This is a genomic window from Arthrobacter sp. TJ-254 (genome assembly GCF_058269175.1).
Genome location: NZ_JBZCNF010000002.1, coordinates 538668 through 559446 on the forward strand (window position 1 = coordinate 538668; position 20779 = coordinate 559446).

The 20779-nt window shown below is 68.8% G+C and carries 23 protein-coding genes; 9 read left to right on the top strand and 14 right to left on the bottom strand.

Annotated features, from left to right (window positions below; genetic code table 11):
- Both AC4D14_RS07605 and AC4D14_RS07610 read left to right on the top strand, forming a co-directional pair.
- Positions 1-441, top strand: a complete 441-nt coding sequence (locus tag AC4D14_RS07605; protein WP_490901195.1) for a MaoC family dehydratase — start codon at positions 1-3, stop codon at positions 439-441.
- Entirely contained in the window at positions 438-1553 is a 1116-nt protein-coding gene (locus AC4D14_RS07610) for a UDP-N-acetylmuramate dehydrogenase (RefSeq protein WP_490901197.1), read from the top strand. The genes AC4D14_RS07605 and AC4D14_RS07610 overlap by 4 nt, the downstream gene beginning before the upstream one ends.
- 37 nt (positions 1554-1590) lie before the next feature.
- Here AC4D14_RS07610 and AC4D14_RS07615 read toward each other — a convergent pair whose 3' ends face one another.
- From AC4D14_RS07615 to AC4D14_RS07650, 8 genes are all read right to left on the bottom strand, one after another.
- Positions 1591-2019: a hypothetical protein gene (locus tag AC4D14_RS07615; RefSeq protein ID WP_490901198.1), complete on the bottom strand. Its 429-nt coding sequence runs from the start codon at positions 2017-2019 to the stop codon at positions 1591-1593.
- Between the two features lie 42 nt (positions 2020-2061).
- The gene (gene asd, locus AC4D14_RS07620; protein ID WP_490901199.1) at positions 2062-3210 is read right to left on the bottom strand and encodes an aspartate-semialdehyde dehydrogenase; all 1149 of its coding nucleotides are present in this window, start codon (positions 3208-3210) and stop codon (positions 2062-2064) included.
- Positions 3211-3251: 41 nt separating this feature from the next.
- Positions 3252-3836 (bottom strand): dihydrofolate reductase, encoded by a 585-nt coding sequence (locus AC4D14_RS07625; RefSeq protein WP_490901200.1) that lies wholly within the window; start codon positions 3834-3836, stop codon positions 3252-3254.
- Positions 3833-4609 carry a thymidylate synthase gene (locus tag AC4D14_RS07630; RefSeq protein WP_490901521.1) on the bottom strand — a complete coding sequence of 259 codons (777 nt, stop codon included), beginning with the start codon at positions 4607-4609 and terminating at the stop codon, positions 3833-3835. Before AC4D14_RS07630 ends, AC4D14_RS07625 begins: the two co-directional genes overlap by 4 nt.
- A gap of 113 nt (positions 4610-4722) precedes the next feature.
- A complete protein-coding gene (locus AC4D14_RS07635; protein WP_490901202.1) occupies positions 4723-5694 on the bottom strand; it encodes an NUDIX hydrolase in 972 nt (323 codons plus the stop codon).
- The gene (locus AC4D14_RS07640) at positions 5694-7913 is read right to left on the bottom strand and encodes an RNA degradosome polyphosphate kinase (RefSeq protein ID WP_490901203.1); all 2220 of its coding nucleotides are present in this window, start codon (positions 7911-7913) and stop codon (positions 5694-5696) included. The genes AC4D14_RS07635 and AC4D14_RS07640 overlap by 1 nt, the downstream gene beginning before the upstream one ends.
- Before the next feature lie 71 nt (positions 7914-7984).
- Entirely contained in the window at positions 7985-9019 is a 1035-nt protein-coding gene (gene mshD / locus AC4D14_RS07645) for a mycothiol synthase (RefSeq protein ID WP_490901204.1), read from the bottom strand.
- Positions 9020-9277: 258 nt separating this feature from the next.
- Positions 9278-9985: a winged helix-turn-helix transcriptional regulator gene (locus AC4D14_RS07650; protein WP_490901205.1), complete on the bottom strand. Its 708-nt coding sequence runs from the start codon at positions 9983-9985 to the stop codon at positions 9278-9280.
- A gap of 168 nt (positions 9986-10153) precedes the next feature.
- On the opposite strand from AC4D14_RS07650, the gene AC4D14_RS07655 reads away from it, so the two are divergent.
- The 4 genes from AC4D14_RS07655 (at position 10154) to AC4D14_RS07670 (ending at position 13232) form a co-directional block, all read left to right on the top strand.
- Positions 10154-10897: a hypothetical protein gene (locus tag AC4D14_RS07655; RefSeq protein WP_490901206.1), complete on the top strand. Its 744-nt coding sequence runs from the start codon at positions 10154-10156 to the stop codon at positions 10895-10897.
- A 188-nt stretch (positions 10898-11085) separates the two neighbouring features.
- Complete coding sequence (locus AC4D14_RS07660) at positions 11086-11685, top strand: heme-binding beta-barrel domain-containing protein (protein WP_490901208.1); 600 nt, start codon at positions 11086-11088, stop codon at positions 11683-11685.
- 66 nt (positions 11686-11751) lie between these two features.
- Entirely contained in the window at positions 11752-12843 is a 1092-nt protein-coding gene (ygfZ, locus tag AC4D14_RS07665) for a CAF17-like 4Fe-4S cluster assembly/insertion protein YgfZ (protein ID WP_490901209.1), read from the top strand.
- Positions 12840-13232 carry an ankyrin repeat domain-containing protein gene (locus AC4D14_RS07670; protein ID WP_490901210.1) on the top strand — a complete coding sequence of 131 codons (393 nt, stop codon included), beginning with the start codon at positions 12840-12842 and terminating at the stop codon, positions 13230-13232. Before ygfZ ends, AC4D14_RS07670 begins: the two co-directional genes overlap by 4 nt.
- Before the next feature lie 63 nt (positions 13233-13295).
- Here AC4D14_RS07670 and AC4D14_RS07675 read toward each other — a convergent pair whose 3' ends face one another.
- Together AC4D14_RS07675 and AC4D14_RS07680 are read right to left on the bottom strand one after the other, a co-directional pair.
- The gene (locus AC4D14_RS07675; protein ID WP_490901212.1) at positions 13296-14012 is read right to left on the bottom strand and encodes a GNAT family N-acetyltransferase; all 717 of its coding nucleotides are present in this window, start codon (positions 14010-14012) and stop codon (positions 13296-13298) included.
- Positions 14013-14080: 68 nt separating this feature from the next.
- Positions 14081-15106 carry a 6-phosphofructokinase gene (locus tag AC4D14_RS07680; protein ID WP_490901214.1) on the bottom strand — a complete coding sequence of 342 codons (1026 nt, stop codon included), beginning with the start codon at positions 15104-15106 and terminating at the stop codon, positions 14081-14083.
- A gap of 219 nt (positions 15107-15325) precedes the next feature.
- Here AC4D14_RS07680 and AC4D14_RS07685 point away from each other — a divergent pair, with 219 nt between their 5' ends.
- Positions 15326-16192, top strand: a complete 867-nt coding sequence (locus AC4D14_RS07685) for a UbiA family prenyltransferase (protein WP_490901215.1) — start codon at positions 15326-15328, stop codon at positions 16190-16192.
- Positions 16189-17625: a phytoene desaturase family protein gene (locus AC4D14_RS07690; protein ID WP_490901216.1), complete on the top strand. Its 1437-nt coding sequence runs from the start codon at positions 16189-16191 to the stop codon at positions 17623-17625. Before AC4D14_RS07685 ends, AC4D14_RS07690 begins: the two co-directional genes overlap by 4 nt.
- Positions 17626-17638: 13 nt before the next feature.
- On the opposite strand, the gene AC4D14_RS07695 is transcribed toward AC4D14_RS07690, so the two are convergent.
- The 3 genes from AC4D14_RS07695 to AC4D14_RS07705 all read right to left on the bottom strand — a co-directional run bounded on the left by AC4D14_RS07695 (position 17639) and on the right by AC4D14_RS07705 (position 18990).
- Positions 17639-18421, bottom strand: coding sequence for a carotenoid biosynthesis protein (locus tag AC4D14_RS07695; RefSeq protein ID WP_490901217.1), 783 nt, complete (start codon positions 18419-18421; stop codon positions 17639-17641).
- Between the two features lie 92 nt (positions 18422-18513).
- Complete coding sequence (locus AC4D14_RS07700; RefSeq protein WP_120164674.1) at positions 18514-18636, bottom strand: ribosomal protein bL36; 123 nt, start codon at positions 18634-18636, stop codon at positions 18514-18516.
- 48 nt (positions 18637-18684) lie between these two features.
- Positions 18685-18990, bottom strand: coding sequence for a DUF4193 domain-containing protein (locus AC4D14_RS07705; protein WP_490901218.1), 306 nt, complete (start codon positions 18988-18990; stop codon positions 18685-18687).
- A 385-nt stretch (positions 18991-19375) separates the two neighbouring features.
- Between AC4D14_RS07705 and AC4D14_RS07710 the strand changes: the two genes are divergently transcribed.
- Positions 19376-20101, top strand: coding sequence for an SDR family oxidoreductase (locus AC4D14_RS07710; RefSeq protein WP_490901219.1), 726 nt, complete (start codon positions 19376-19378; stop codon positions 20099-20101).
- A 33-nt stretch (positions 20102-20134) separates the two neighbouring features.
- Here the strand turns inward: AC4D14_RS07710 and AC4D14_RS07715 are convergent, their stop codons facing one another.
- Entirely contained in the window at positions 20135-20764 is a 630-nt protein-coding gene (locus tag AC4D14_RS07715; protein ID WP_490901220.1) for a GNAT family N-acetyltransferase, read from the bottom strand.
- Positions 20765-20779 lie beyond the last annotated feature (15 nt).

The following is a 20779-nucleotide window of genomic DNA, read 5'->3' on the forward strand; positions in this document are numbered from 1 at the left end:
ATGACGGTTGAACTCACAGCCCTCACAGTGGGCCAGGCCATCGGTTCCGCCAGCATCACCATCACCCGCCAGGACCTCGTGCGGTACGCGGGAGCCTCGGGGGACTTCAACCCCATCCACTGGAACCCCGACTTCGCCGAAAGCGTTGGCCTTCCCGGCGTCATCGCCCACGGCATGTTCACGATGGGCGCCGCGGTCCAGCTCGTCACCGACTGGGCCGGCGACCCGACCGCCGTCATCGACTACCAGACGCGCTTCACCAAGCCCGTTCCCGTCGCGGACACCACGGCGAGCCCCGGCGAGCCAGGGGCCGTCCTTGAGGTCAGCGGCGTAATCGGCGCCCTCAATCCCGACCAGTCGACCGCCCGGGTGGACCTGACCGTAACCTCTGCCGGGCAGAAGGTCCTCGTGAAGGCCCAGGCCCTGGTGCGCCTGCCGTGACCGGCGGGCAGCCGCTGGCGGACCTCACGACCGTGGGCGTCGGCGGGCCGGCACGCACCCTGATCGAGGCCCGGTCCGAGCAGGAAATCATCGACGCCGTGCGCACCGCTGATGCGGCCGGGGAGCCGCTGCTCATTCTGGGCGGCGGGTCGAACCTCGTCATCGCCGACGAGGGCTTCGACGGCACCGTGGTCCGCATCGCCTCAACCGGCTTCGCCGTGAACGACGACGACGCGACCTGCGGCGGAGTCATGGTCAAGGCGCAGGCGGGCCAGGACTGGGACGAGCTCGTGGAGTACACGGTGAAGCACGCCTTCTCGGGGCTCGAGGCGCTCTCCGGCATCCCCGGCTCAACCGGCGCAACTCCGGTGCAGAACGTGGGCGCCTACGGCACCGATGTATCCAAGACCCTCGCCACCGTCCGCACCTGGGACCGGCAGGCCGGGGCGGTGAAGAGCTTCACCAACTTCGAGCTCGGCTTCGGCTACCGGAACTCGCTGCTCAAGGAGACGACCATCAACGGGTCCCCCCGCTACGTGGTGCTCACCGTCGAATTCCAGCTGGGCCTTGGCCGGATGAGCACGCCCATCAAGTATGCCGAACTCGCGCGGGCGCTCGGGGTGGAGGTCGGCGGGCGCGCCTACGCAAACGACGTGCGGCGGGAGGTGCTCAGGCTCCGCGCCGCCAAGGGGATGGTCCTCGACGCCGGAGACCGCGACACCTACAGCACAGGCTCCTTCTTCACCAACCCGGTCGTCGAGGCATCCGTCGCTGAGCGGCTGCCAGGTGATGCACCGAGGTACCCCACGGCGGATCCGGGACGGGTGAAGCTGAGCGCGGCCTGGCTCATCGAGCACGCAGGGTTTTCCAAGGGGTTCGGACTGCACGATGACGCCGGCTCCGCGGCGGCAGGTGGGCGCGCCGCGCTGTCCACCAAGCACACACTCGCCGTCACCAACCGCGGCGGCGCCTCGGCCACCGACATCCTCGCCGTCGGCGGGCTTGTCGCCGACGGCGTCGAGGCGGCCTACGGGCTGCGCCTCTCGCCCGAACCGCTGCTCATCGGCTGCTCGCTGCCCGGTGCGCGCCCCGCCGGAGTTCCAGCACCCTGACCCGCCGCCGCCGGCCTTCGGAGCCGCGGGCAGCGCCTCAGGTGACGGCCGTCCGGCGGGCCTGTTCGGCCGCGGCCCGGGTCAGCAGCACGTCGACCCACTGGGCCTTGCCGTCGACGAGCCGCCGCGAGCACAGCCACTGGGCCAGGCGGGAAACGAGGCTGATCTGGGCAAGCCGGTCGTGGAAATCGGGCGCAAGCCACCGGGGGCCGAGGAACCCGGGAAGGGCGTGAAGCAGCTCGGCGGCGCTCATCAGGCGCGCATACGCCGCGTCGGGAGCGAACTGGCGTTCCAGCCCGAGAAGGGCCGCTGACTCGGGGGAGAGGGAGAGCGCACCCTCGTGCTCCAGATACGAGCGCAGCAGCTCCTGGACCCGCCCGTACCGGATCACCGTCTCGGGGTGCCGCGCCGTCGCGCTGGCTGAGAAGAAGCGGGTAAGGATCTGGTCGACGTCCAGCTTTTCCATGCAGGTATTCTGCCGCCGGGCACCGACCTTTTTGATCCGGCGCTACAGGTTCCCTGTGGCGATCAGGAGCATCCGCCGCAGCGGCTCCGCGGCACCCCACAGGAGCTGATCCCCAACGGTGAACGCGCTGATGTACTCAGGGCCCATCTCCAGCTTGCGGATGCGGCCCACGGGGATTTCCAGCGACCCGGTCGCGGCGACCGGGGTGAGCTGGGCAAGGGTTGCTTCCTTGGTGTTCGGGACAACCTTCACCCACTCGTTGTCCTCGGCGATCAGCCGCTCGATCTCGGCCACCGGAAGGTCCTGCTTCAGCTTCAGGGTCAGGGCCTGCGAGTGCGAACGCATCGCCCCGACCCGAACGCACAGCCCGTCGAACGGAATGCGTCCGCCGTCGACGTCGATGCCGAGGATCTTGTTGGTCTCGGCTCCGGCCTTCCACTCCTCGCGGGACTGCCCGTTGCCGAGGTCGGCGTCGATCCAGGGAATCACCGAACCGGCGAGGGGAACCCCGAACTGCGAAGCGTCGAGCTCAGGGTGGCGCTGCTGGGCGAGGACGGCCCTGTCGATTTCGAGGATGGCCGAGGCCGGATCGTCAAGGTGCCTTAGCACGCTGCCGTGGAGGGCCCCGAACTGGGTGAGCAGCTCGCGCATGTGGCGGGCGCCGCCGCCCGACGCGGCCTGGTAGGTCATTGAGGTGCCCCACTCCACCAGGTCGTTGCGGAACAACCCGCCAAGACCCATGAGCATGCACGAGACGGTGCAGTTCCCGCCGATGAAGTCCCGCACCCCGCGCGCCAGGCCCGCGTCGATGACCGGGCGGTTCACCGGGTCGAGCACGATGATCGAGTCGGATTCCATACGCAGCGTCGACGCGGCGTCGATCCACAGCCCGTCCCATCCGGCATCGCGCAGCTTCGGGTACACCTCGCTGGTGTAGCCGCCGCCCTGGGCGGTGACGATGATCGGCAGTTTGGCAAGGGTTTCGACGTCGTAGGCGTCCTGCAGGGTTCCGGCGCCCTCAGCGAACGACGGCGCCGGCGCGCCCGCGTTCGAGGTCGAGAAGAACACCGGGTTCAGGAGGCTGAAGTCGCCTTCGTCCTGCAGTCGCTGCATGAGGACGGAGCCGACCATGCCGCGCCAGCCGACGAAGCCCACCGAGGGCAGGGGAGAGGTACTTGCTGCGGAGGTCATTATCCAAGCTTAGGGGAGGACGGCGGACCGCGCTTGGCCCTTTACGCGCCGCCGCCGGAGGCGCGCGACCACAGGCTCAGCCGGTAGCGGGTTCCGCTGCTGCTGGTGAGCCACCCCGAGGCGGGGCTGATGCCCTTGAGGTTCCACTCGGGGCCCAGCACCGGGGCCTTGGTGTCGCCGTCGGTTGCCGATTCGAGAACCGTGACGGCGGCGATGTTGGCATGGGCAACGGCCTCCTCGTAGAGGCGGCCCCCGCCGATGATCCAGATCTCCTCCGCGCCGGGCGCGCGCCGGGCCTTCTCGAGCGCGGCTTCGAGGGATTCGACGACGACGGCGCCCTGGAGCGCGCCGGAGGAACTGACAACGATGTTGGTGCGGGCCGGCAGCGGCCGGTACTTCTCCGGGAACGACTCCCAGGTGCGCCGGCCCATGACCACGGGATGGCCGGTGGTCATCGCCTTGAAGTGGGCCATATCCTCGGGAACATGCCAGGGCAGGCCCCCGTCCTTGCCGATGATTCCGCTTGTCGTCTGCGCCCAGATCATGCCAATGACGGGTTCGCCGTTGGCCGCATCCGAGACGGTTACCCAGTCGGAGATTCCGTCAAAGACTCCGTCGAAACTCATACGGCGATCGGAGCCTTGATGGTGGGGTGGTGCTGGTAGTCGAGCACTTCGAAATCCTCCAGGGTGTAGTCCGAAATCGACTCGGGCCGGCGGGTGATGCGCAGGCGCGGGTAGGGGTAGGGCTCGCGGGTGAGCTGTTCGGTGACCTGCTCCACGTGGTTGTCGTAGATGTGCACGTCTCCGCCGGTCCAGATGAACTCGCCGGGTTCGAGCCCCGCCTGCTGGGCCACCATGAGGGTGAGCAGGGCGTAGGAGGCGATGTTGAAGGGAACCCCGAGGAACGTGTCGGCCGACCGCTGGTACAGCTGGCAGGAGAGCCTGCCCGGGCCCTCGGCCGAGGGTTCGACGTAAAACTGGAAGAACGCGTGGCAGGGCGGCAGGGCCATGTTGGAGATTTCGGCGACGTTCCACGCCGAGACGATGTGGCGGCGCGAGTCGGGGTTCGCCTTCAGGCCCTCGATCACCTGGGCGATCTGGTCGATGGAGCCGCCGTCGGGGGTGGGCCAGGAGCGCCACTGGACTCCGTACACCGGCCCGAGCTCCCCGTCTGCGTCGGCCCACTCGTCCCAGATCGTCACGCCCTGCTCCTTGAGCCAGGAGACGTTCGATTCGCCGCGCAGGAACCAGAGCAGCTCGAGGGCCACCGACTTGAAGTGGACGCGCTTGGTGGTGATCAGCGGGAAGGACTCGCTGAGGTCGAAGCGCAGCTGCCGGCCGAAGACACTGCGCGTGCCGGTGCCCGTCCTGTCGCTTTTCGCAGCGCCGTTGGCCATCACGTCGCGCAGCAGGTCTTCGTAGGGGGTCAGGAGTTCACTCACCCTGCCAGTCTAACGAGCGGGCGCGGCCGGCGGTGACGGGCCGGCATTGGCGTGCCGGGTGTTCAGGGCTAGTCGTCGTAGGCGCGGTACTGCTCCACCGAGACAATCCGGCCGTAATGGCTGTTGCTCACCTGGCAGATCACCGCTTCACCCGGGGCGAGGTACGGGTCAACCGCCGGCAGCCGGGCCGCGAGCGGCTTGGGCATGTGGCCGCGCAGCACCTCGAAGACCAGGGGGAGGACCGGGCGGTGCGTGCAGATCGCCACCGACTGTCCCTTGTCCAGGGCCTTTTCCACCGCCGTGCGCGCGCGGGCGGGTTTGCGGGCGGCGTCGTGCTCGGTGAGCGCGTCGACGAGCTTAAGCTTCACCTCGCGCTGGGTCACGTAGGGCGAAACGGTCTGCACGCAGCGCACCCACGGGCTGCTGATCACCCGTGAGGGCTGCCACGCCTGGAGCAGCCGGCTGACGGCGACGGCCTGGCGCCGGCCCGTGGCGGCGAGCGGACGTTCCCCTTCGGCCCGGCTCCAGGAGGAGCGCGGCTTCGCCTTCGCGTGCCGGACGACGATCAACGGCCAGGTGTCGAGGTGGCCGCGTTCGTGGGCTTCCTCGAGGGCGGCGAGCGGTTCGTGGTCCGACGGGCTGGACAGCAGCCGCCGGGCCTTCGCCGGAGTGGCCCACTGGTACTCGTCGACTTCCTTGCCGTCGGGGACGGGCACCAGGCGGTCTGCTTTGGCGGCCCAGTAGTGGACCAGCTTCAGCCCCGAGGCAACGGGGTAGCGGATCGAGGGCAGCGGCAGGCCAAGGCGGACCTCAAGGCCCACCTCCTCGCGTGTCTCCCGGACGGCGCACTCCGGGGTTGTCTCTCCGGGGTCGAGCTTGCCCTTGGGCCAGGACCAGTCCTTGTACCGCGGGCGGTGGATGAGCAGGACCTCCAGCCGCCCCTTTTCGGTCCGCCAGCACAGCGTCCCGGCCGCGACGATCCCGACCTCCGACGCGCCCGCCGGAGGATCCTCGGTGGCGCTTTGCAGGTTTGCCGACATCAGCGGCGGGCGGCCGCGCGCTGCCGGGCGCGGGAGGCGAGCAGCCAGGACTGGACGTCGCCCAGCGGGCCGTCCTCGCCCTCGGAGTGCCGTGTCCAGCACCCCTCGGCGTCGAGGTGCCAGCTTGCGGTCCGCGGATCCATGTAGCGGTCCATCAGGGTCATCAGGTATTCGATGTCGTCGGCGGCGCTCAGCTGCACCAGGGCCTCGACCCTCCGGTCGAGGTTGCGGTGCATCATGTCAGCGGAGCCAATGAACACGGCGGGGTCACCGCCGTTGGCGAATGCGAAAACCCGCGAGTGTTCGAGGAACCGGCCGAGCACCGAACGGACCGTGACGTTGTCGCTGAGCCCGGGGACGCCCGGCCGGACCGAGCAGATGCCGCGCACGATCACGTCGACCTGCACTCCGGCCTGCGAGGCGCGGTAGAGCGCATCGATGATCGCTTCATCGACGATCGAGTTGACCTTGATGATCACGCGGGCGCCAAGGCCCGCCTTCTTGTTGGCGATCTCCCGTTCGATGCGGTCGATCAGCCCGGAGCGCACCGACCGCGGGGCGACGAGGAGGCGCTTGAACGTTGACTTCGGCGCATACCCGGAAAGCTGGTTGAACAGCCGCGACAGGTCCTGTCCCACCTGGTCGTTCGAGGTAAGCAGGCCCAGGTCCTCGTAGTAGCGGGCGGTGCGGGGGTGGTAGTTGCCCGTGCCGATGTGGCAGTAGCGGCGCAGGCCGTCGATTTCCTGCCGGACGACCAGGGAAAGCTTGCAGTGGGTCTTCAGGCCCACGATCCCGTAGACCACGTGGACGCCGGCCTGCTCGAGTTTCCGCGCCCAGGAGATGTTCGCCTGCTCGTCGAAGCGTGCCTTGATCTCCACGAGGGCGAGCACCTGCTTGCCGGCCTCGGCGGCGTCGATGAGGGCATCGACGATCGGGGAGTCGCCCGAGGTGCGGTAGAGGGTCTGCTTGATGGCCTGCACCTTCGGATCCGCCGCCGCCTGTTCGAGGAACGCCTGAACGGAGGTGGAGAAGGAGTCGTACGGGTGGTGCAGGAGGATGTCCCGGCGCCGCATTGCCGCGAAGACGTTCGCCGCCTTCGAGGTTTCGCTCTCGTTGAGGTGGCGGCTGGTGTGCGGCACGTGCTTGGGGTAGTGGAGTTCGCCGCGGTCGATCTTGCCGATGACGCTCAGGCCGCGCAGGTCGAGCGGAGCCGGAAGGGTGTATACCTCGTCCTCTTCGACGCCGAGCTCGCGCGAGAGCAGGGCCCGGATGCTGGGGTTGATGTCGGTGGTGACCTCAAGGCGCACCGGAGGGCCGAACCGGCGCCGCAGCAGCTCCTTCTCGAGGGCCTGGAGGAGGTTCTCGGCGTCGTCCTCCTCCACCTCGAGGTCTTCGTTGCGGGTCACCCGGAACGTGTGGTGCTCGAGGACCTCCATGCCCGGGAAGAGCTGGTCGAGGTGGACTGCGATGACGTCCTCGAGGGCGATGAAGCGCGCGGTGCGCCCCGCGACGTTGCCGGCGCGCGGTCCGTCGACCGAGATCAGCCGGGGCAGCTGGTCGGGCACCTTAACCCGGGCGAAGAGTTCCTTTTCGCTGACGGGGTTGCGCACCACGACGGCGAGGTTGAGGGAAAGCCCGGAAATGTAGGGGAACGGGTGGGCCGGGTCGACCGCCAGCGGCGTGAGGATCGGGAACACCTTCTCCGCGAAGAGCTTGTTCAGCTCCTGCCGCGCCGGCTCGTCGAGTTCGTCCCATGTGGTCAGGAGGATCCGCTCCTTTTCGAGGGCGGGGCGGATCTGCTCGGCGAACACGCGGGCGTGGCGCTGCTGGAGGTGGTAGCCGTCCTCCATGATCTTCTCGAGCTGCTCGATCGGGCTCAGACCGGCAGCGGACGGCACTGCAAGCCCTGTGGCGATGCGGCGCTTGAGCCCGGCGACCCGCACCATAAAGAACTCGTCGAGGTTGGAGGCGAAGATCGAGAGGAAGCCAACGCGCTCGAGCAGGTAGAGGTCGGGGTCCTCGGCGAGCTCCAGTACCCGCGCATTGAAGTCGAGCCAGCTGATCTCCCGGTCGAGGAACCGGTCGGGTCGGATGTCCCCGGAGGGCAGGAGGCTCGGGGCGAACTCGGGGATGTCGATGCGGTCCTGCGTTGCCCGGGCCGGGGCGGTCTCCGACGACCCATACAGGGATGGAACTCGGGCTGCGGTCTCAGATGCCATGGTGTCTCCTGCGGCGGTTGTTGGTGGCTCCGGGGCGCGCGTAGAAGCGGGCACTGTACTCCAACCCAACCTTACAAGCTGGGCGTGTCTTCTCCACCTGCATACATGACATCCACATCCCACCGGGTGAACCCCAGGGCCCGGTACAAGGCGACGGCTGCCGTGTTGTCGGCATCGACGTAGAGCATGATCGCCTGAAGGCCCCGCCCGTGCAGGTGCTCGATGCCGGCGATCGTGAGGGCCCGGCCCAGGCCCCGCCCCTGGGCCGCCGGGGTCACTCCCACCACGTACACCTCACCGATGGGAGGGTGGCCGCCGGTGCCGGCGTGGACCTTCGTCCAGTGGAAGCCCAGCAGTTCGCCGTCGGACGTGCGTTCGGCGAGCAGGAAACCCTCGGGATCGAACCAGTCCTCGGCCATGCGGGCCTGGAGGTCGGACAGCTTCATCGAGCCCTGTTCGGGGTGGTGGGCGAACGCGGCGCGGTTGGCCTGGAGCCAGCGCTCCTCGTCCTGTCCCGGAACGAAGCTGCGGATCCGCACGTCCTCCGGCAGGGTCAGCGGGACCGCCGCTTCCTCGGCAGCGGCGCGGGTCTGGCGCATGCGCCACAGCTCCCGCACCGGGCGGAAACCGTAGCGGCCCGCAAGCACCGCGGCGGCGGCATGGTTTCCGTGCGACCAGGCGAGCAGGGAGGGGAACCCGGAGGTGGTGACCGCCTCGGCGAGGGCGGTGCCCACCCCTTCGCTGCGGCTGTGCGGTGCAACGACCATCTCCACGACGGCGCCGGGATCATCGTTGCCGTCCTGTCCCCGGGGAACGGTGACGACGGCGACGCCGGCCAGCTCACCACCGTCGTCCCCGCTTCCGGTGGCGGATGCGCCGCTGGCACCCGGGCTCCCTGCGGCGCCGGGGCGGGCGGTGAACACGCGCAGTCCCGCACCGGGGGCGGCGGAGCGGAGCTCAACGAGAGTCTGCTCCGACAGGGGAGGATTCCCGTCGGCCTCGGCGGCGCGCGCGGCGAGGGCCCGGATTTCCTCGAGCACCGCGGGCTCGGGTGTTCCGGAGGTTGAGGTGATTACCCAGGTGGGAAGCTGCTGGTCGGCGATCATGCGCCCAGCCTAGTCCCCGGAAAGCCGATCACCGATGCCGGTTTGGCCGCTTCAGCAACGATGCTGTAGCGTAAGGAACCGTTCCGGGGGGATGCACCAATGGGGTGCCCGCGATACGTTCGACCCGTATGTCCTCCACTGAAGGGCCCCAGGCCCGCAAAACCCTCCTTCCCTGACGGGGAGGAGGGTTTTGTTTTGCCGGGGCCGGAACCGGCACCGGCGGTGCCGGCCCGGAGGCAGCCGTTCAGGTGTGTGGGTTCAGGCGTCCTGGTTGACCGAGGCCGGCTCCTCCGGCATGCGGGTCAGGGTGAAGCGGTAACCGACATTGCGCACCGTGCCGATGAGTTGTTCGTAGTCCGGGCCGAGCTTGGCCCGCAGGCGCCGCACGTGCACGTCGACGGTGCGGGTGCCGCCGTAGTAGTCGTACCCCCAGACCTCGTGGAGCAGCTGGTCGCGGGTGAAGACCCGGCCGGGATGCTGGGCCAGGTACTTCAGCAGCTCGAACTCCTTGTAGGTGAGGTTCAGCGGCTCTCCGCCAACGCGTGCCGTATAGCTCGCCTCGTCGATGACGACCCCGGAGGCGTGGATCTCGGTGCTGGTTTCCTCGCTTGCCGCGTTCGCCCGTGCGATCACCAGGCGCAGCCTCGCCTCGACTTCGGCCGGACCCGCCGAGTCGAGGACGACGTCGTCGGCGAGCCAGCTCGCGGCGACCGCCGTCATTCCGCCCTCGGTAAGGACGAGCATCAGCGGCGCGCTCAGGCCGGTGGCCTTCAGCAGCTGTGTCAGCGAGCGCGCGCCGACGAGGTCGCGCCGCGCGTCAACCAGCACGACGTCGCAGGGCTCGGTCTCAAGCAGCGCGGTCGGCTCCGCGGGGAGGGTGTGGACCTTGTGGCTCAGCAGTTCAAGCGCGGGCAGGATTTCCACCGACGAACCCGGAGTGTTCGTGAGCATCAGGATGTGCGGCATATGTCCTCCACTGGTTGGGACGCGCATCATCGGGCGGGAACGCCGGTGCCGCCCGGGGGACCGGGAGCCGCCGTCGGTAAAGAATTTTGACAAGTATACCCACCGGCGATTTTTCCGCCCGGATGCGCCGTTTCCTGAACCCTTCGGGCATAGGGCAGTATTGCTCGGGTGAGAAACTGGATAGTTGCCGCCGCCGCCACCGCCGCAGTGGCAGGCATCGTTTCCGCCTCCTATTTCTCCCTCGGCGCGCTCGCAGTGACCGCCGCCGTCTTCTCGGCCGCCGCAGCCATTGGCTGGCCGCACCTGCTGAATGTTCCGGCCCGGAAGAGCCAGGCCGCCGCGATCGGCCTCAGCGCCCTTGCCGCCGTCGCCGCGGCCGCGATCACCCCCGGCCCCGGATTCCTTGTCTGGCTGCCCGGGGCCGTCGCCCTCGGTGTCGGGGCCGTGTTCCTCATCCAGCTGATCCGGGGAACCGGACAGAGCCACCGGCTCGAATCGACCCTCGGGGCCAGCTCCGGGGTGTTCGCCGTCGCCCTCGGCTCGGGCTGGGTCGCAGCGGACCGCCTCGCTGTCAACGCCGCCGATTCGGGCACCCTGCTGGTCGCCGGGGCCAGCATCCTTGCCTCACTTGCCGTGTCGCTGCTGCCCTGGCCGGACCGCGCGACCGCTCCGCTGGCGCTGCTGGCCGGCGGTGCCGCCGGAGCCGTCGGCGCGGTGCTGGCCTCGGGGGTGCCGCCCGTGCCCGCCGCCATCGTGGGCGTGGTCTGCGGTGCCGTCGTGGCGAGCGGCCGCCGCCTGCTGCTCGCCCGCGAGGTCCCGCTGTCGGCGGCGGCGGCGGTGTCGGCGGGAATCACCCCGGTGCTCGGCCTGGGAGCCCTCGTGTATTTCCTGGACAAGCTGCTGCTCTCCTGAGGCCGCGGGCTCCGGATGGTTGTTCTGCCCGGAGCGGTGGAGGCTAGGATGGTGCCATGTCGATTCTTGCGATTGAAATCTTCTTCATCTGCCTGCTTGTCATCTCCGGGCTCGCCATGGCCGGCTTCGCCGCGCTGGTGATCGCCCGCCTTTACAAGGGCCAGAAGTAGCACTACGGGGTCTCCTTAATGTCGATCGAACTTCCCACCGACCTGACTCCAGAGCTGGTTCCGCTGTCGTGGCTGCTCGGAGTCTGGGAGGGAACCGGCCGCCTCGGCGAGGGCAATGCCGAGTCCGAGCACTTCGCCCAGCGGGTGACCTTCGAACAGCACGGCCTTCCCTACCTGCAGTACAGCGCGGAGAGCTGGCTCACCGACGAGCAGGGCGCACGGCTGCGGCCGCTGTCGGTGGAGACGGGGTTCTGGGCGCTTGACCGCAAGCTCAACGACGCCGACGTCGGCCCGGGCCTGTCCCCGGCCGACATCGTGCCGGCGCTGAAGACGGCCGACGAGGTGGAGCAGTTCCGCAACGACTCGGGCGGCTTCGACATCACCGCGACAATCGTGCACCCCGGCAGCATCGCCGAACTGTACTACGGCAGCATCAAGGGCCCGCAGATCCAGATGTCGACCGACCTGGTGATGCGCGGCCAGCATTCCAAGGAATACACGGCCGCCACCCGCCTCTTCGGGCTTGTCGAGGGAGACCTGTACTGGCGCTGGGATGTGGCGGCGTCCGGGAACTCGCTCGAGGCCCACGCCTCAGCGATCCTCAGGAAGATTTCCTAGGACCGGGAGCGCCGCGCTCCCGGCCTCCGCCAGGGAATAGCACCGCGTGAAAGGCGTTACATCCACATGACCTATACCAGCCCACTGCTCGGCCTGCCCGGCGCGGTTCCCGGCGGCGAGCCCGACCAGCCGGTCGCAGCCCACTACGGCGACCCCTTCCGCGAGCAGCGCATGCTCGCCCAGGGCTCGGCGGTGGTCGACCTTTCCCACCGCGGGGTCGTCACTGTGGCAGGGCCCGACCGGCTGAGCTGGCTCAACACCCTCTCCTCCCAGCTGCTCCTCGACCTGAAGCCCGGGAAGAGCTCAGAGACCCTGCTGCTCACCGTGCAGGGCCGCATCGAATACTTCGCCCGGATCGTCGACGACGGCGCCACCGCCTGGCTCATGGTGGAAGGTGCCGAGGCGCCGGCGCTCACTGCCTGGCTCGAACGCATGAAGTTCATGCTGCGGGTTGAGGTCGCCGACGTTTCAGCGGACTGGGCGGTCGTGGGATCCGTGCGGCCGGTCGAGGAGTTCGCCGGGCGCATCGTGTGGCAGGACCCCTGGCCCGAGGTCGCACCCGGAGGGTTCCGGTACTCGGTGCTCGAGGAGCAGTCCCACCCGGGCAGGGAACGGCCCTGGTTCGAATACCTTCTGCCGCAGGAGGACCTCTACAACGCCGTCACATCCCTTCCCGGGATGGCGCCCGCCGGGATGCTCGCAGCCGAAGCGCTGCGGGTGGCGGCGTGGCGTCCACGCAACGGGTTTGAGACCGACGACAAGACCATTCCGCACGAACTCGACCTGATGCGCACCGCGGTGCACCTCGCGAAGGGCTGCTACAAGGGCCAGGAGACCGTGGCGCGCGTCCACAACCTTGGCCACCCGCCGCGCCGGCTCGTGTTCCTCCACCTCGACGGCAGCCAGCACACCCTGCCCGAGCGCGGCAGCGAGGTGATGCTCGAGGGGCGGACGGTCGGCCGCATCACCTCTGTGGCCCACCACTGGGAAATGGGCCCGATCGCCCTGGCCGTCATCAAGCGCTCCGTCGACCCGTCAGCGGACCTGCTGGTGCAGGGCGCCGACGAAGCCTATGCGGCGGCTCAGGAGGTCATCGTCGCCCCCGACGCAGGCCAGGTTGTCGGCCGCGCCAGCGGATTCCTGCGGAGCCCGCGGTGAGCCAGGAGGATCCCGGTGCCGAGGCCGCCTTCGCCCTTGCCGCAACCCTCTTCGACGCCGCACGCCAGGGCGATGCCGCAACGCTGACCCGCTACCTCGACGCGGGCGTCCCCGCTGACCTGACCAACGCCGCCGGGGACACGCTGCTGATGCTCTCCGCCTACAACGGGCATCCGGCACTGGTGCGCGACCTCGTTGCCCGCGGCGCCGACGTCAACCGGGTGAACGACCGCGGCCAGACCCCGCTGGCCGGGGCCGTCTTCAAGGGTCACACGAGCACGGCGCAGATCCTCCATGCCGCCGGTGCCGACCCCGACTCCGGCACCCCAACCGCCCGCGCGGCCGCCGAAATGTTTGGACGCAGCGAACTCTCCGACCTGTTCGGCTGAGCGGAACCGGGCACAGCAGCCGCCGTCCGGGGTCCGGGTGCGGCGGTTCCGGGAGCACGCTGGCTAGGCGTTGAGCGCAACGCCCGTCTGGGTTCCGGCGTACTCGAAACCGGCACGCCGGGCCGCCCGCTGCGACGCTGTGTTGTCGGTCCGGGCCCGCCACTGCGGGACGAAGCCCGCGGCCATTGCCTCCTCGACGGCGACGGCCGCAATCCGGTGCCCGAAGCCCCGTCCGCGGTGCTGCGGGGCGGTGAGCACGCTCAGGTGGGCGAGGATGCCGGCCCAGGGTTCGTAGCCGGCGCCGGCCAGCGGTTCCGGTTCGTCGGGTCGAGCGTCATCGACAAGGACGAAGAGGTGTTCGAGCCCGGCAAGGCCCGCCTCGGCAACGTCGTCGGGCGGACACTGCTGCTCAAGTGCCTCAACGAACTGCCGTTCGCTGGTGACGGCCGCGTCGCGGTTCGGGTCCACCGGCGGGAGGGCATCGCAGTAGTAGAGCTGCGCCTCGCCCAGCCCGCGGCCGCCCCGGTGGCGGGTCATCGCCAGGAGCACCGACTGCCTCCTCAGCTCCCGCGCCGGCAGGTCCCGTGCGGTGGCGACGGCCCATGCCGGGCCGACCAGGGCCTCCTTGCCGAACAGGGTAAGGAAGCTCAGCCGGTCGGCCCTGTCATCGACGTGGATAATGCGCTCGGAGCGCTCCCCGGCAAACGCCGAATCGTCGAGGTGGAGCAACCGCGACCATGCCAACTGGATGATCGCCACGGTTCCAGGATCCAGTTCCATGAGCGCAACTTAGCACGCGCGGAAGGGGCACGGCGCCGCCCCGGTATCAGCGGACGAGGACGGCGGGATCAGCCGAAGAGGATCGCGGCCTCGTCGTAGCGGTGCTGGGGAACCCGCTTGAGCTTGCCCAGGGCATCCTCAAAATTGACGTGGGCAATCTCGGTTCCGTGGAGGGAAACCATCGTGCCCCACAACCCGTCGACAACCGAGTCGACGGCCGCCATGCCCAGCCGCGTCGCGAGGACCCGGTCGAAGGAGGAGGGGACCCCGCCGCGCTGGATGTGGCCGAGGATCGTGGCACGGGTCTCGATGCCCGTGCGCGCCTCGATCTCCGGTGCAAGCTGGTCGGCGATTCCGCCCAGCCGGGGCCGGCCGAAGGTGTCAAGCCCGCGCTCCGAGTGCGCCTGCTCAAGATGGGCCGGAACGAACCCCTCGGCGACAACAACCAGGGGCGCGCGCCCGCGTTCGTTGGCCTCGGTGACCCACTTGGCGATCTGCTCGATGCTTGTCTGCTGCTCGGGAATGAGGATGGCGTGGGCGCCTGAGGCCATTCCGGCGTGGAGTGCGATCCACCCCACGTGGCGGCCCATGACTTCGGCGATCATGCACCTGCTGTGCGATTCGCCCGTGGTGCGGAGGCGGTCGATCGCCTCAGTGGCGATCTGCACGGCGGTGTCGAAGCCGAACGTGTAGTCGGTGGCGTCGAGGTCGTTGTCGACGGTCTTCGGGACTCCGACGATCTTCAGGCCCGCGTCGGTCAGCCTCTTGGCGGCGGCAAGGGTTCCCTCGCCACCAATGGCGATCATCGCGTCGATGCCAAGGGACTCCATCGTCGCCCGGATGGCGTCAGGCCCCCCATTGCCCTCGAAGGGGTTGGTGCGCGACGTGCCGAGGATGGTGCCGCCCTGCTTCGAGATGCCGCGCACCGCCTGCCGAGGCAGGTCGATGGTATTGCCCTCGACAACTCCCCTCCAGCCGTCGCGGAAGCCGACGAACTCAAGGTTGTGAGTGCGGATGCCCTTGAGTACCGCTCCCCGGATCACTGCGTTGAGTCCAGGGCAGTCGCCTCCGCTGGTGAGAATTCCGATCTTCATTGGTTACATTCCTTCAGCGTGGTGGACGGGTCATCGCGGAGCGCGCCGTCGGGCTCACCTATGATTCTAGACACAGGGATGTCCTGCGGTGTTGCTGACGCTGTGTTGGGAGAACAACGCAGTGCCGCGGCGGCTGCGGTGGAAGAGGCGGCTGCCCCGCCCGGGCCGTCCTCCGCTCCGGTAAACCCGCCGGCCCGTACCACAAGGAGGACTCCGCTCGTGCCCAACACCGGGATCGCGCCCACCGTACGCAGGATGACGGCCATTTCGAGGCCCGTGCTGTGGATCAATACCCTGGGCACGGGAGTGGTCGGCATGTGGCTGGCCGGGGAGCTGTGGCGCTGGGAAGCGGCCGTGCTGCTGATCTGGCTCACCCTGCCGTTCAACCTCCTGATCTACGGGGTCAACGACATCTTCGACCAGGACACGGATGCGCTCAACGCTCGCAAGGGTTCCCTCGAAGGCGCCCGGATCCGCTCCAGCGAGGTCCGGCCGATCTGGCTCGCGGTGCTCCTCACCAACGCCCCGTTCCTGGCCTACTTCCTGTTCGCCCTGCCCGCCGCGGCCCTGCTGTGGGTGGGCCTTTACGTTGGAATTTTCGTTTTCTACTCGGCGCCGCCGCTGCGGTTCAAGGCGCGGCCCTTCCTCGACTCGCTGAGCAACGCCGCCTACGCCTTCCCCCTGGTCTTTGTGCCGCTGGCCCTCGGCGCGGCACCGGTCTGGCCCGCTGCCCTTGGGCTCATGGCCTGGAGCGCCGCCAAGCACACCTTCGACGCTGTCCAGGACATTGAGGAGGACCGTGCGGCCGGAATCAGCACCACGGCGGTGCGGCTCGGCGCCGGCGGCGTCGTGGCCTGGAGCGGCTGCTGGTGGCTTGCCTCGACCTGGCTCTTCGCCCTCGTCAGCCTTCCGGTCGCCGCGGTGAACCTTGCGATCGCGGGCTGGCTTGCCATCTCGCTGCTGCGCTCGCCGTCCCCCGAAACCGGGCACCGGCTGTACCGCTGGTCAATCGCCTTCCCCTACATTGCCGGAACGGTTGCGGGCATCCAGCTCACCGGAGCCCTCCTGCTCGGAATCTACCCGTGAGCCGGGTTGTCGTTGTCGGAGGAGGCATCGGAGGCCTCGCCTCGGCCGCCCTGCTTGGAAGCGCCGGCCATTCGGTGACACTGCTCGAGGCGGCTCCGACCATCGGCGGGAAGAGCCGCCGCATCGAGCTCGCCGGGCAGCGGATGGACACCGGTCCGTCGCTGTTCACCTTCCCCGCCGTATGGGCCGAACTGCTGCGGCGCATCGACGGATACGCCGACTCCTCCGGTGCGCCGGCCGCCAGCGCGGAGCGCACCGCGGCACTGCGGCTCGAACAGCTCCCGGAAGTCGGGCGCTACTACCTCCGGGGCGAATCGTGCCCGCTGCCGGTGCCGCCCGGACATCCGTGGCACGCGGCCTGGGAACGGTTTTCCGCGCTCCACGGCGGCCTCGGCGGGGACGTCACCCGCCTGCTGACCACCGAGCCCCTTGCGCCGGCCGCCTACCCCGCGCTCCGCCGGCTGGCCACGCTGTACGGGCGCCGGCTGACAACGCAGAGCTACCTCGACAGCCTGACCTGGCTGCCCGACGGACTGCGGGAGGTCATCGCCATCCACACCCTCAACGCGGGGGTGAGTCCCACCCGCACCCCAGCGCTCTACGCCAGCATGCCGGCCATCATGGCGCAGGACGGCGTGTGGGTGCCGCGCGGGGGCGTCTACGAACTCGTTGAGGCGCTTGGGCGCCTTGCGGAAGCGGCGGGAGTGGAGGTCCGCGTCGGGGAGCCGGTAGCAAGGATCGAACGGCGCAGGGTGGTGACCGGCACCGGAACCTACCCGGCCGACGCCGTCGTCGCGGGTATCGATGCGCAGCGCCTGGCAGGGCTCCTGCGGGGTCGGACGCCGCGGGCGCCCCGCCGGCTTTCCTGTTCCGCGGTGGGCCTCTACGCGGTGCTCAAGCGCCCGCTGCCCGAGGGGACGCCCCGGCACGGCGTCATCCTGCCCGATGAGCCGGGGGAGCTGTACGCCCGGCTCGAAGCAGGGAAGGAACCCGACCAGACGATGGCCTTCGCCAACTACTACCCGGCGGGCGAGGTCTACCCGAACTCGGCGCCGACCCTGGCACTGCTGCTGACCTGCCCGGCCAACGGCCGCTCCTACGCCGCAAGCGATGCCTTTCCCGCACGGGAGATGAACCGCGTCTCAACGGTCCTCGGGCTGCCGGAGCCGCTTTCCGGCTATATCGCCGAGCAGACGCTCATCGACCCCGCCTACTTCAGCGAAGCCGGTTCGGCGGGAGGGGCCCTGTACGGGGCGCTCCGCCCGGCCTGGTTAAGCGGACCCCTCCACGTTCCTGCCCAGTGGTCGCCCCGCCGGCCCTGGCTCTGGCGCGTGGGCGCCTCGGTCCATCCGGGCGGCGGGCTGCCCGCCGTCCTTGGCGGCGCGCTGATGTCGACGGAAAGGCTGCTGAGGTCCCTGGCCCGGTCCCGGTGAGCGGTTCCGCCGGTCAGGTGCGGCTTGACGACGGTGCGTGGTCCGGTGCCGCGAGCAGGGCGCGCCGCCGGATCAGGAAGGCGAGGAGCGCGGCAGCCAGCACCGCGGGGAAGACCAGGAACGAAAAGATCGAAACGCCGAGCCAGAAGCTCAGGGAAAGCAGCAGGCTGTCGAGCAGCCCCGGCCGAACCGTGCCGCTGCTGAGCCTGCGGCCGCCGATGAGCATGAGGATCGCCGCGGCGCACAGCCCCGAGAGCAGCCAGCCGGCGTAGTTGCTCAGCGGCACCCCATAGTAGGGTCCGCCGTCGGCCCAGGTCCAGAACCCAAGGGAGACGGCGCCCGGGTCGAGCACTCCGTCGACGAGGACCAGCAGCACGGCCGCCGCGGCGATGGCCCTCAGCAGCGGAAGCCGGCCGGCGAAGGCGGCGGCGGTTCCGATGACGAGGGGAACATACGAGAGGGGGAGCAGGAAGGGGACAAGGCCGAACGCCTTCGGCCCCAGGGGGTCGCCGTAGGAAAAGCTGCCGTAGGGGAACCCTGCTGCCACTCCAAAGCCTTCGATGAGATAGCCGAAAACCGAGACGGCTGCCAGGGCCGCTGCGGCCCGGCCCGCACCGAGCTGGCGGAACAGCGCGATGAACGACGGCAGGGCGATCAGCAGGTTGAAGAAGTAGGACGCCACATCGGCGCCGGGGGCGCCAGGAAAGCGGACCACAAAATACCCCGAAACCAGCAGGAACAGACACGCTGCGGCCAGGAGGGGCGGGAAACGGCGGGAGCGGGCGGGGGTGGGCATTTACCCATCGTTGCAGGTTGGCTGCCGCCACAGCAGCAGCGGCGGTTCAGAACCGGCCGGCGCGCCCGCCGCGCGCCGGCCCGAACCCCGGATCAGCCCTGGCGGGCCTTGATGCGGGGGTTCTTCTTATTGATGACCATGGTGCGTCCACGACGGCGGACGATCTGGCCACCCGGGATCGCCTTGAGCGCCCTCAGGGAATTGCGTACCTTCATGCTGTGCTCCTTGGATCGGGGTTGATGAACCGGGCGTGTGGGCCGAACTCAGCCTTCGCACTCGGAGCAGTACTTCGCTCCGTCATGCACGCGTGCGAGCTGGCTGCGGTGGCGGACAAGGAAACATGACATACAGGTGAACTCATCGTCCTGCTGGGGAACCACCTGGATCTGCAGCTCTTCGTGTGAAAGGTCTGCTCCAGGCAGGTCGAACCCGTCGGCAAGGTCGATCTCTTCGATGTCGATCACTGCCGTCTGCGTGATTGAGCTGCGCTGGGCCTTGATCGCCTCGAGTGACTCATTGACCGGCTGGTCTTCTTGGCTGACGCGTGGGGCGTCGTAATCGGTTGCCATAAAGTGCTTTCTCTCCTTCAAAAACGAGACCAGGAACGACGGACCTCGTGCCCTCCATAACGGACTGAAGCCCGCCGGAATTCCCTGGCTCTGCGGGGCCCTTCCGGTGCCGTAGAAGGGCGGGCCGGCCGGTCATTCCGGCGGTGGCAGGCAGGGTTTCGGACCGAAATGCATCACTGCTTTGCCTCAGGGGAAAGAAGGCGGCCAAGGCTCATGGTGGCGCCCGGGCGGGCCACGCGGCTTCAGGGCAGCGTTCACCTCATCCTCTTCGCGGGCTTCCTCTCTTTGGCTATCAATCTGTGAAATCGGGTGACGCAAATCTCTAGTACTAAATAAGGACTTAATGGTAGCCTTTTGGGACTTATTTCCCGATCGAAGGCTTTTCATGCGTATCCAGGGCTCAACTGTCATCGTCACCGGCGCCAACCGCGGCCTCGGCCGCCACTTCGTGGACCAACTCCTCGAACGTGGAGCGGTCAAGGTCTATGCCGCCTCCCGCTCAGGGATCGAGGTCAGCCAGCCAGGCGTCGTTCCCGTCATCCTTGACGTCACCGACCCGGGCACAGTGTCGGCGGCCGCGGCTGCGGCCCAGGATGCCACCATCCTGATCAACAACGCGGGAATCCTCACCCCCACGAGCGTCATCGACGGCTCGATGGCTGATGTGCGCCAGGAGCTGGAGACGAACTTCTTCGGAACCCTCGAGGTGACCCGCGCCTTCGCGCCGATCATTACAGCCAACGGGGGTGGGGCGATCCTCAACGTGCTCTCGGTGCTGTCGTGGGCGCATTTTCCGAATGTCGGCGCCTACAGCGCCGCCAAGGCTGCCTCCTGGGCGATGACCAACTCCACCCGGCAGGAGCTCGCACCCAAGGGCATCGCCGTCTCCGCGCTGCACGTCGGCTGGATGGACACCGACATGGCCTCGCACGTTCCTGACGAGGAGAAGTCCGACCCTGCGCAGGTTGCATCGGATGCCCTCGACGCAATCGAGGACGGGGAGCCCGAGGTGCTCTTCGGTGAGCTCACCCGCAATGTGCGGCAGGCGCTCGCGGGCGATCTCTCGCAGTTGTACCCGGGCATCACCGTTCGGGCGCTCAAGGCCAGCTAGCCATACGGGGCCGGAGCGAACACCCGGCCTGTTTCAGGCCCCGCTTACGCGGGCGCTCCAGTCCGGGCGGAGCGCCGCCATCGTGACTGCGTCAATGGGCTCGCCGTCGAACCGGAGGGCGCCCGGCAGTGTGCCTTCCATCCTGAAGCCTGCCTTTTCATAGACGCGTCGGGCGCGCGGATTGAACGCGTAAACCTCAAGCTCGATCCGGTGGAGGGATGTCGAAGCGAAGGCGTGTCCGAGCAGGAGAGAAGTCGCTTCGGATCCGATGCCCCGGTCCCTCCCCGCCGGACCCAGCAGGATGCGGAAGTTGCAGGCGTTCTCGTCCGGGCGCCAGTCATTGAGCACGACCTCGCCCACGCAGCGCCCGGTGGTGTTGTCAACGACGGCCAGGTCGAGCCGGTCCTTCCGGGCGCCCCGGGTCTCGTACCAGCGACGCGTCTCGTCATCAAGCCGTCGGGTCCGGCCCCAGCTGCGCGCCCGGTCCGCCGCTTCGGCGGAGGAGGCGACGCTGCCGGTGAGGCGCAGCACTTCCGGGTCGGCGAGGATCGGTCCCATCCCGGCGATGTCGTCGGCGGTGAATGGGCGAAGCGTGCACAACCGACCCACGAGGGTGGGCTGGGTTGGAAAGAGGACCGGTCCGGGCATCGTTTCTTCAGCCATGATGTCCGTAGCCTA

Excerpts from the sequence above, each read along its gene's own strand:
- AC4D14_RS07605 (WP_490901195.1), top strand. The coding sequence starts at position 1 with ATGACGGTTGAACTCACAGCCCTCACAGTGGGCCAGGCCATCGGTTCC.
- AC4D14_RS07615 (WP_490901198.1), bottom strand. The coding sequence starts at position 2,019 with ATGGAAAAGCTGGACGTCGACCAGATCCTTACCCGCTTCTTCTCAGCC.
- asd (WP_490901199.1), bottom strand. The coding sequence starts at position 3,210 with ATGACCTCCGCAGCAAGTACCTCTCCCCTGCCCTCGGTGGGCTTCGTC.
- AC4D14_RS07625 (WP_490901200.1), bottom strand. The coding sequence starts at position 3,836 with ATGAGTTTCGACGGAGTCTTTGACGGAATCTCCGACTGGGTAACCGTC.
- AC4D14_RS07630 (WP_490901521.1), bottom strand. The coding sequence starts at position 4,609 with ATGGCCAACGGCGCTGCGAAAAGCGACAGGACGGGCACCGGCACGCGC.
- AC4D14_RS07635 (WP_490901202.1), bottom strand. The coding sequence starts at position 5,694 with ATGTCGGCAAACCTGCAAAGCGCCACCGAGGATCCTCCGGCGGGCGCG.
- AC4D14_RS07640 (WP_490901203.1), bottom strand. The coding sequence starts at position 7,913 with ATGGCATCTGAGACCGCAGCCCGAGTTCCATCCCTGTATGGGTCGTCG.
- mshD (WP_490901204.1), bottom strand. The coding sequence starts at position 9,019 with ATGATCGCCGACCAGCAGCTTCCCACCTGGGTAATCACCTCAACCTCC.
- AC4D14_RS07650 (WP_490901205.1), bottom strand. The coding sequence starts at position 9,985 with ATGCCGCACATCCTGATGCTCACGAACACTCCGGGTTCGTCGGTGGAA.
- AC4D14_RS07660 (WP_490901208.1), top strand. The coding sequence starts at position 11,086 with ATGTCGATCGAACTTCCCACCGACCTGACTCCAGAGCTGGTTCCGCTG.
- ygfZ (WP_490901209.1), top strand. The coding sequence starts at position 11,752 with ATGACCTATACCAGCCCACTGCTCGGCCTGCCCGGCGCGGTTCCCGGC.
- AC4D14_RS07675 (WP_490901212.1), bottom strand. The coding sequence starts at position 14,012 with ATGGAACTGGATCCTGGAACCGTGGCGATCATCCAGTTGGCATGGTCG.
- AC4D14_RS07680 (WP_490901214.1), bottom strand. The coding sequence starts at position 15,106 with ATGAAGATCGGAATTCTCACCAGCGGAGGCGACTGCCCTGGACTCAAC.
- AC4D14_RS07695 (WP_490901217.1), bottom strand. The coding sequence starts at position 18,421 with ATGCCCACCCCCGCCCGCTCCCGCCGTTTCCCGCCCCTCCTGGCCGCA.
- AC4D14_RS07700 (WP_120164674.1), bottom strand. The coding sequence starts at position 18,636 with ATGAAGGTACGCAATTCCCTGAGGGCGCTCAAGGCGATCCCGGGTGGC.
- AC4D14_RS07705 (WP_490901218.1), bottom strand. The coding sequence starts at position 18,990 with ATGGCAACCGATTACGACGCCCCACGCGTCAGCCAAGAAGACCAGCCG.
- AC4D14_RS07710 (WP_490901219.1), top strand. The coding sequence starts at position 19,376 with ATGCGTATCCAGGGCTCAACTGTCATCGTCACCGGCGCCAACCGCGGC.
- AC4D14_RS07715 (WP_490901220.1), bottom strand. The coding sequence starts at position 20,764 with ATGGCTGAAGAAACGATGCCCGGACCGGTCCTCTTTCCAACCCAGCCC.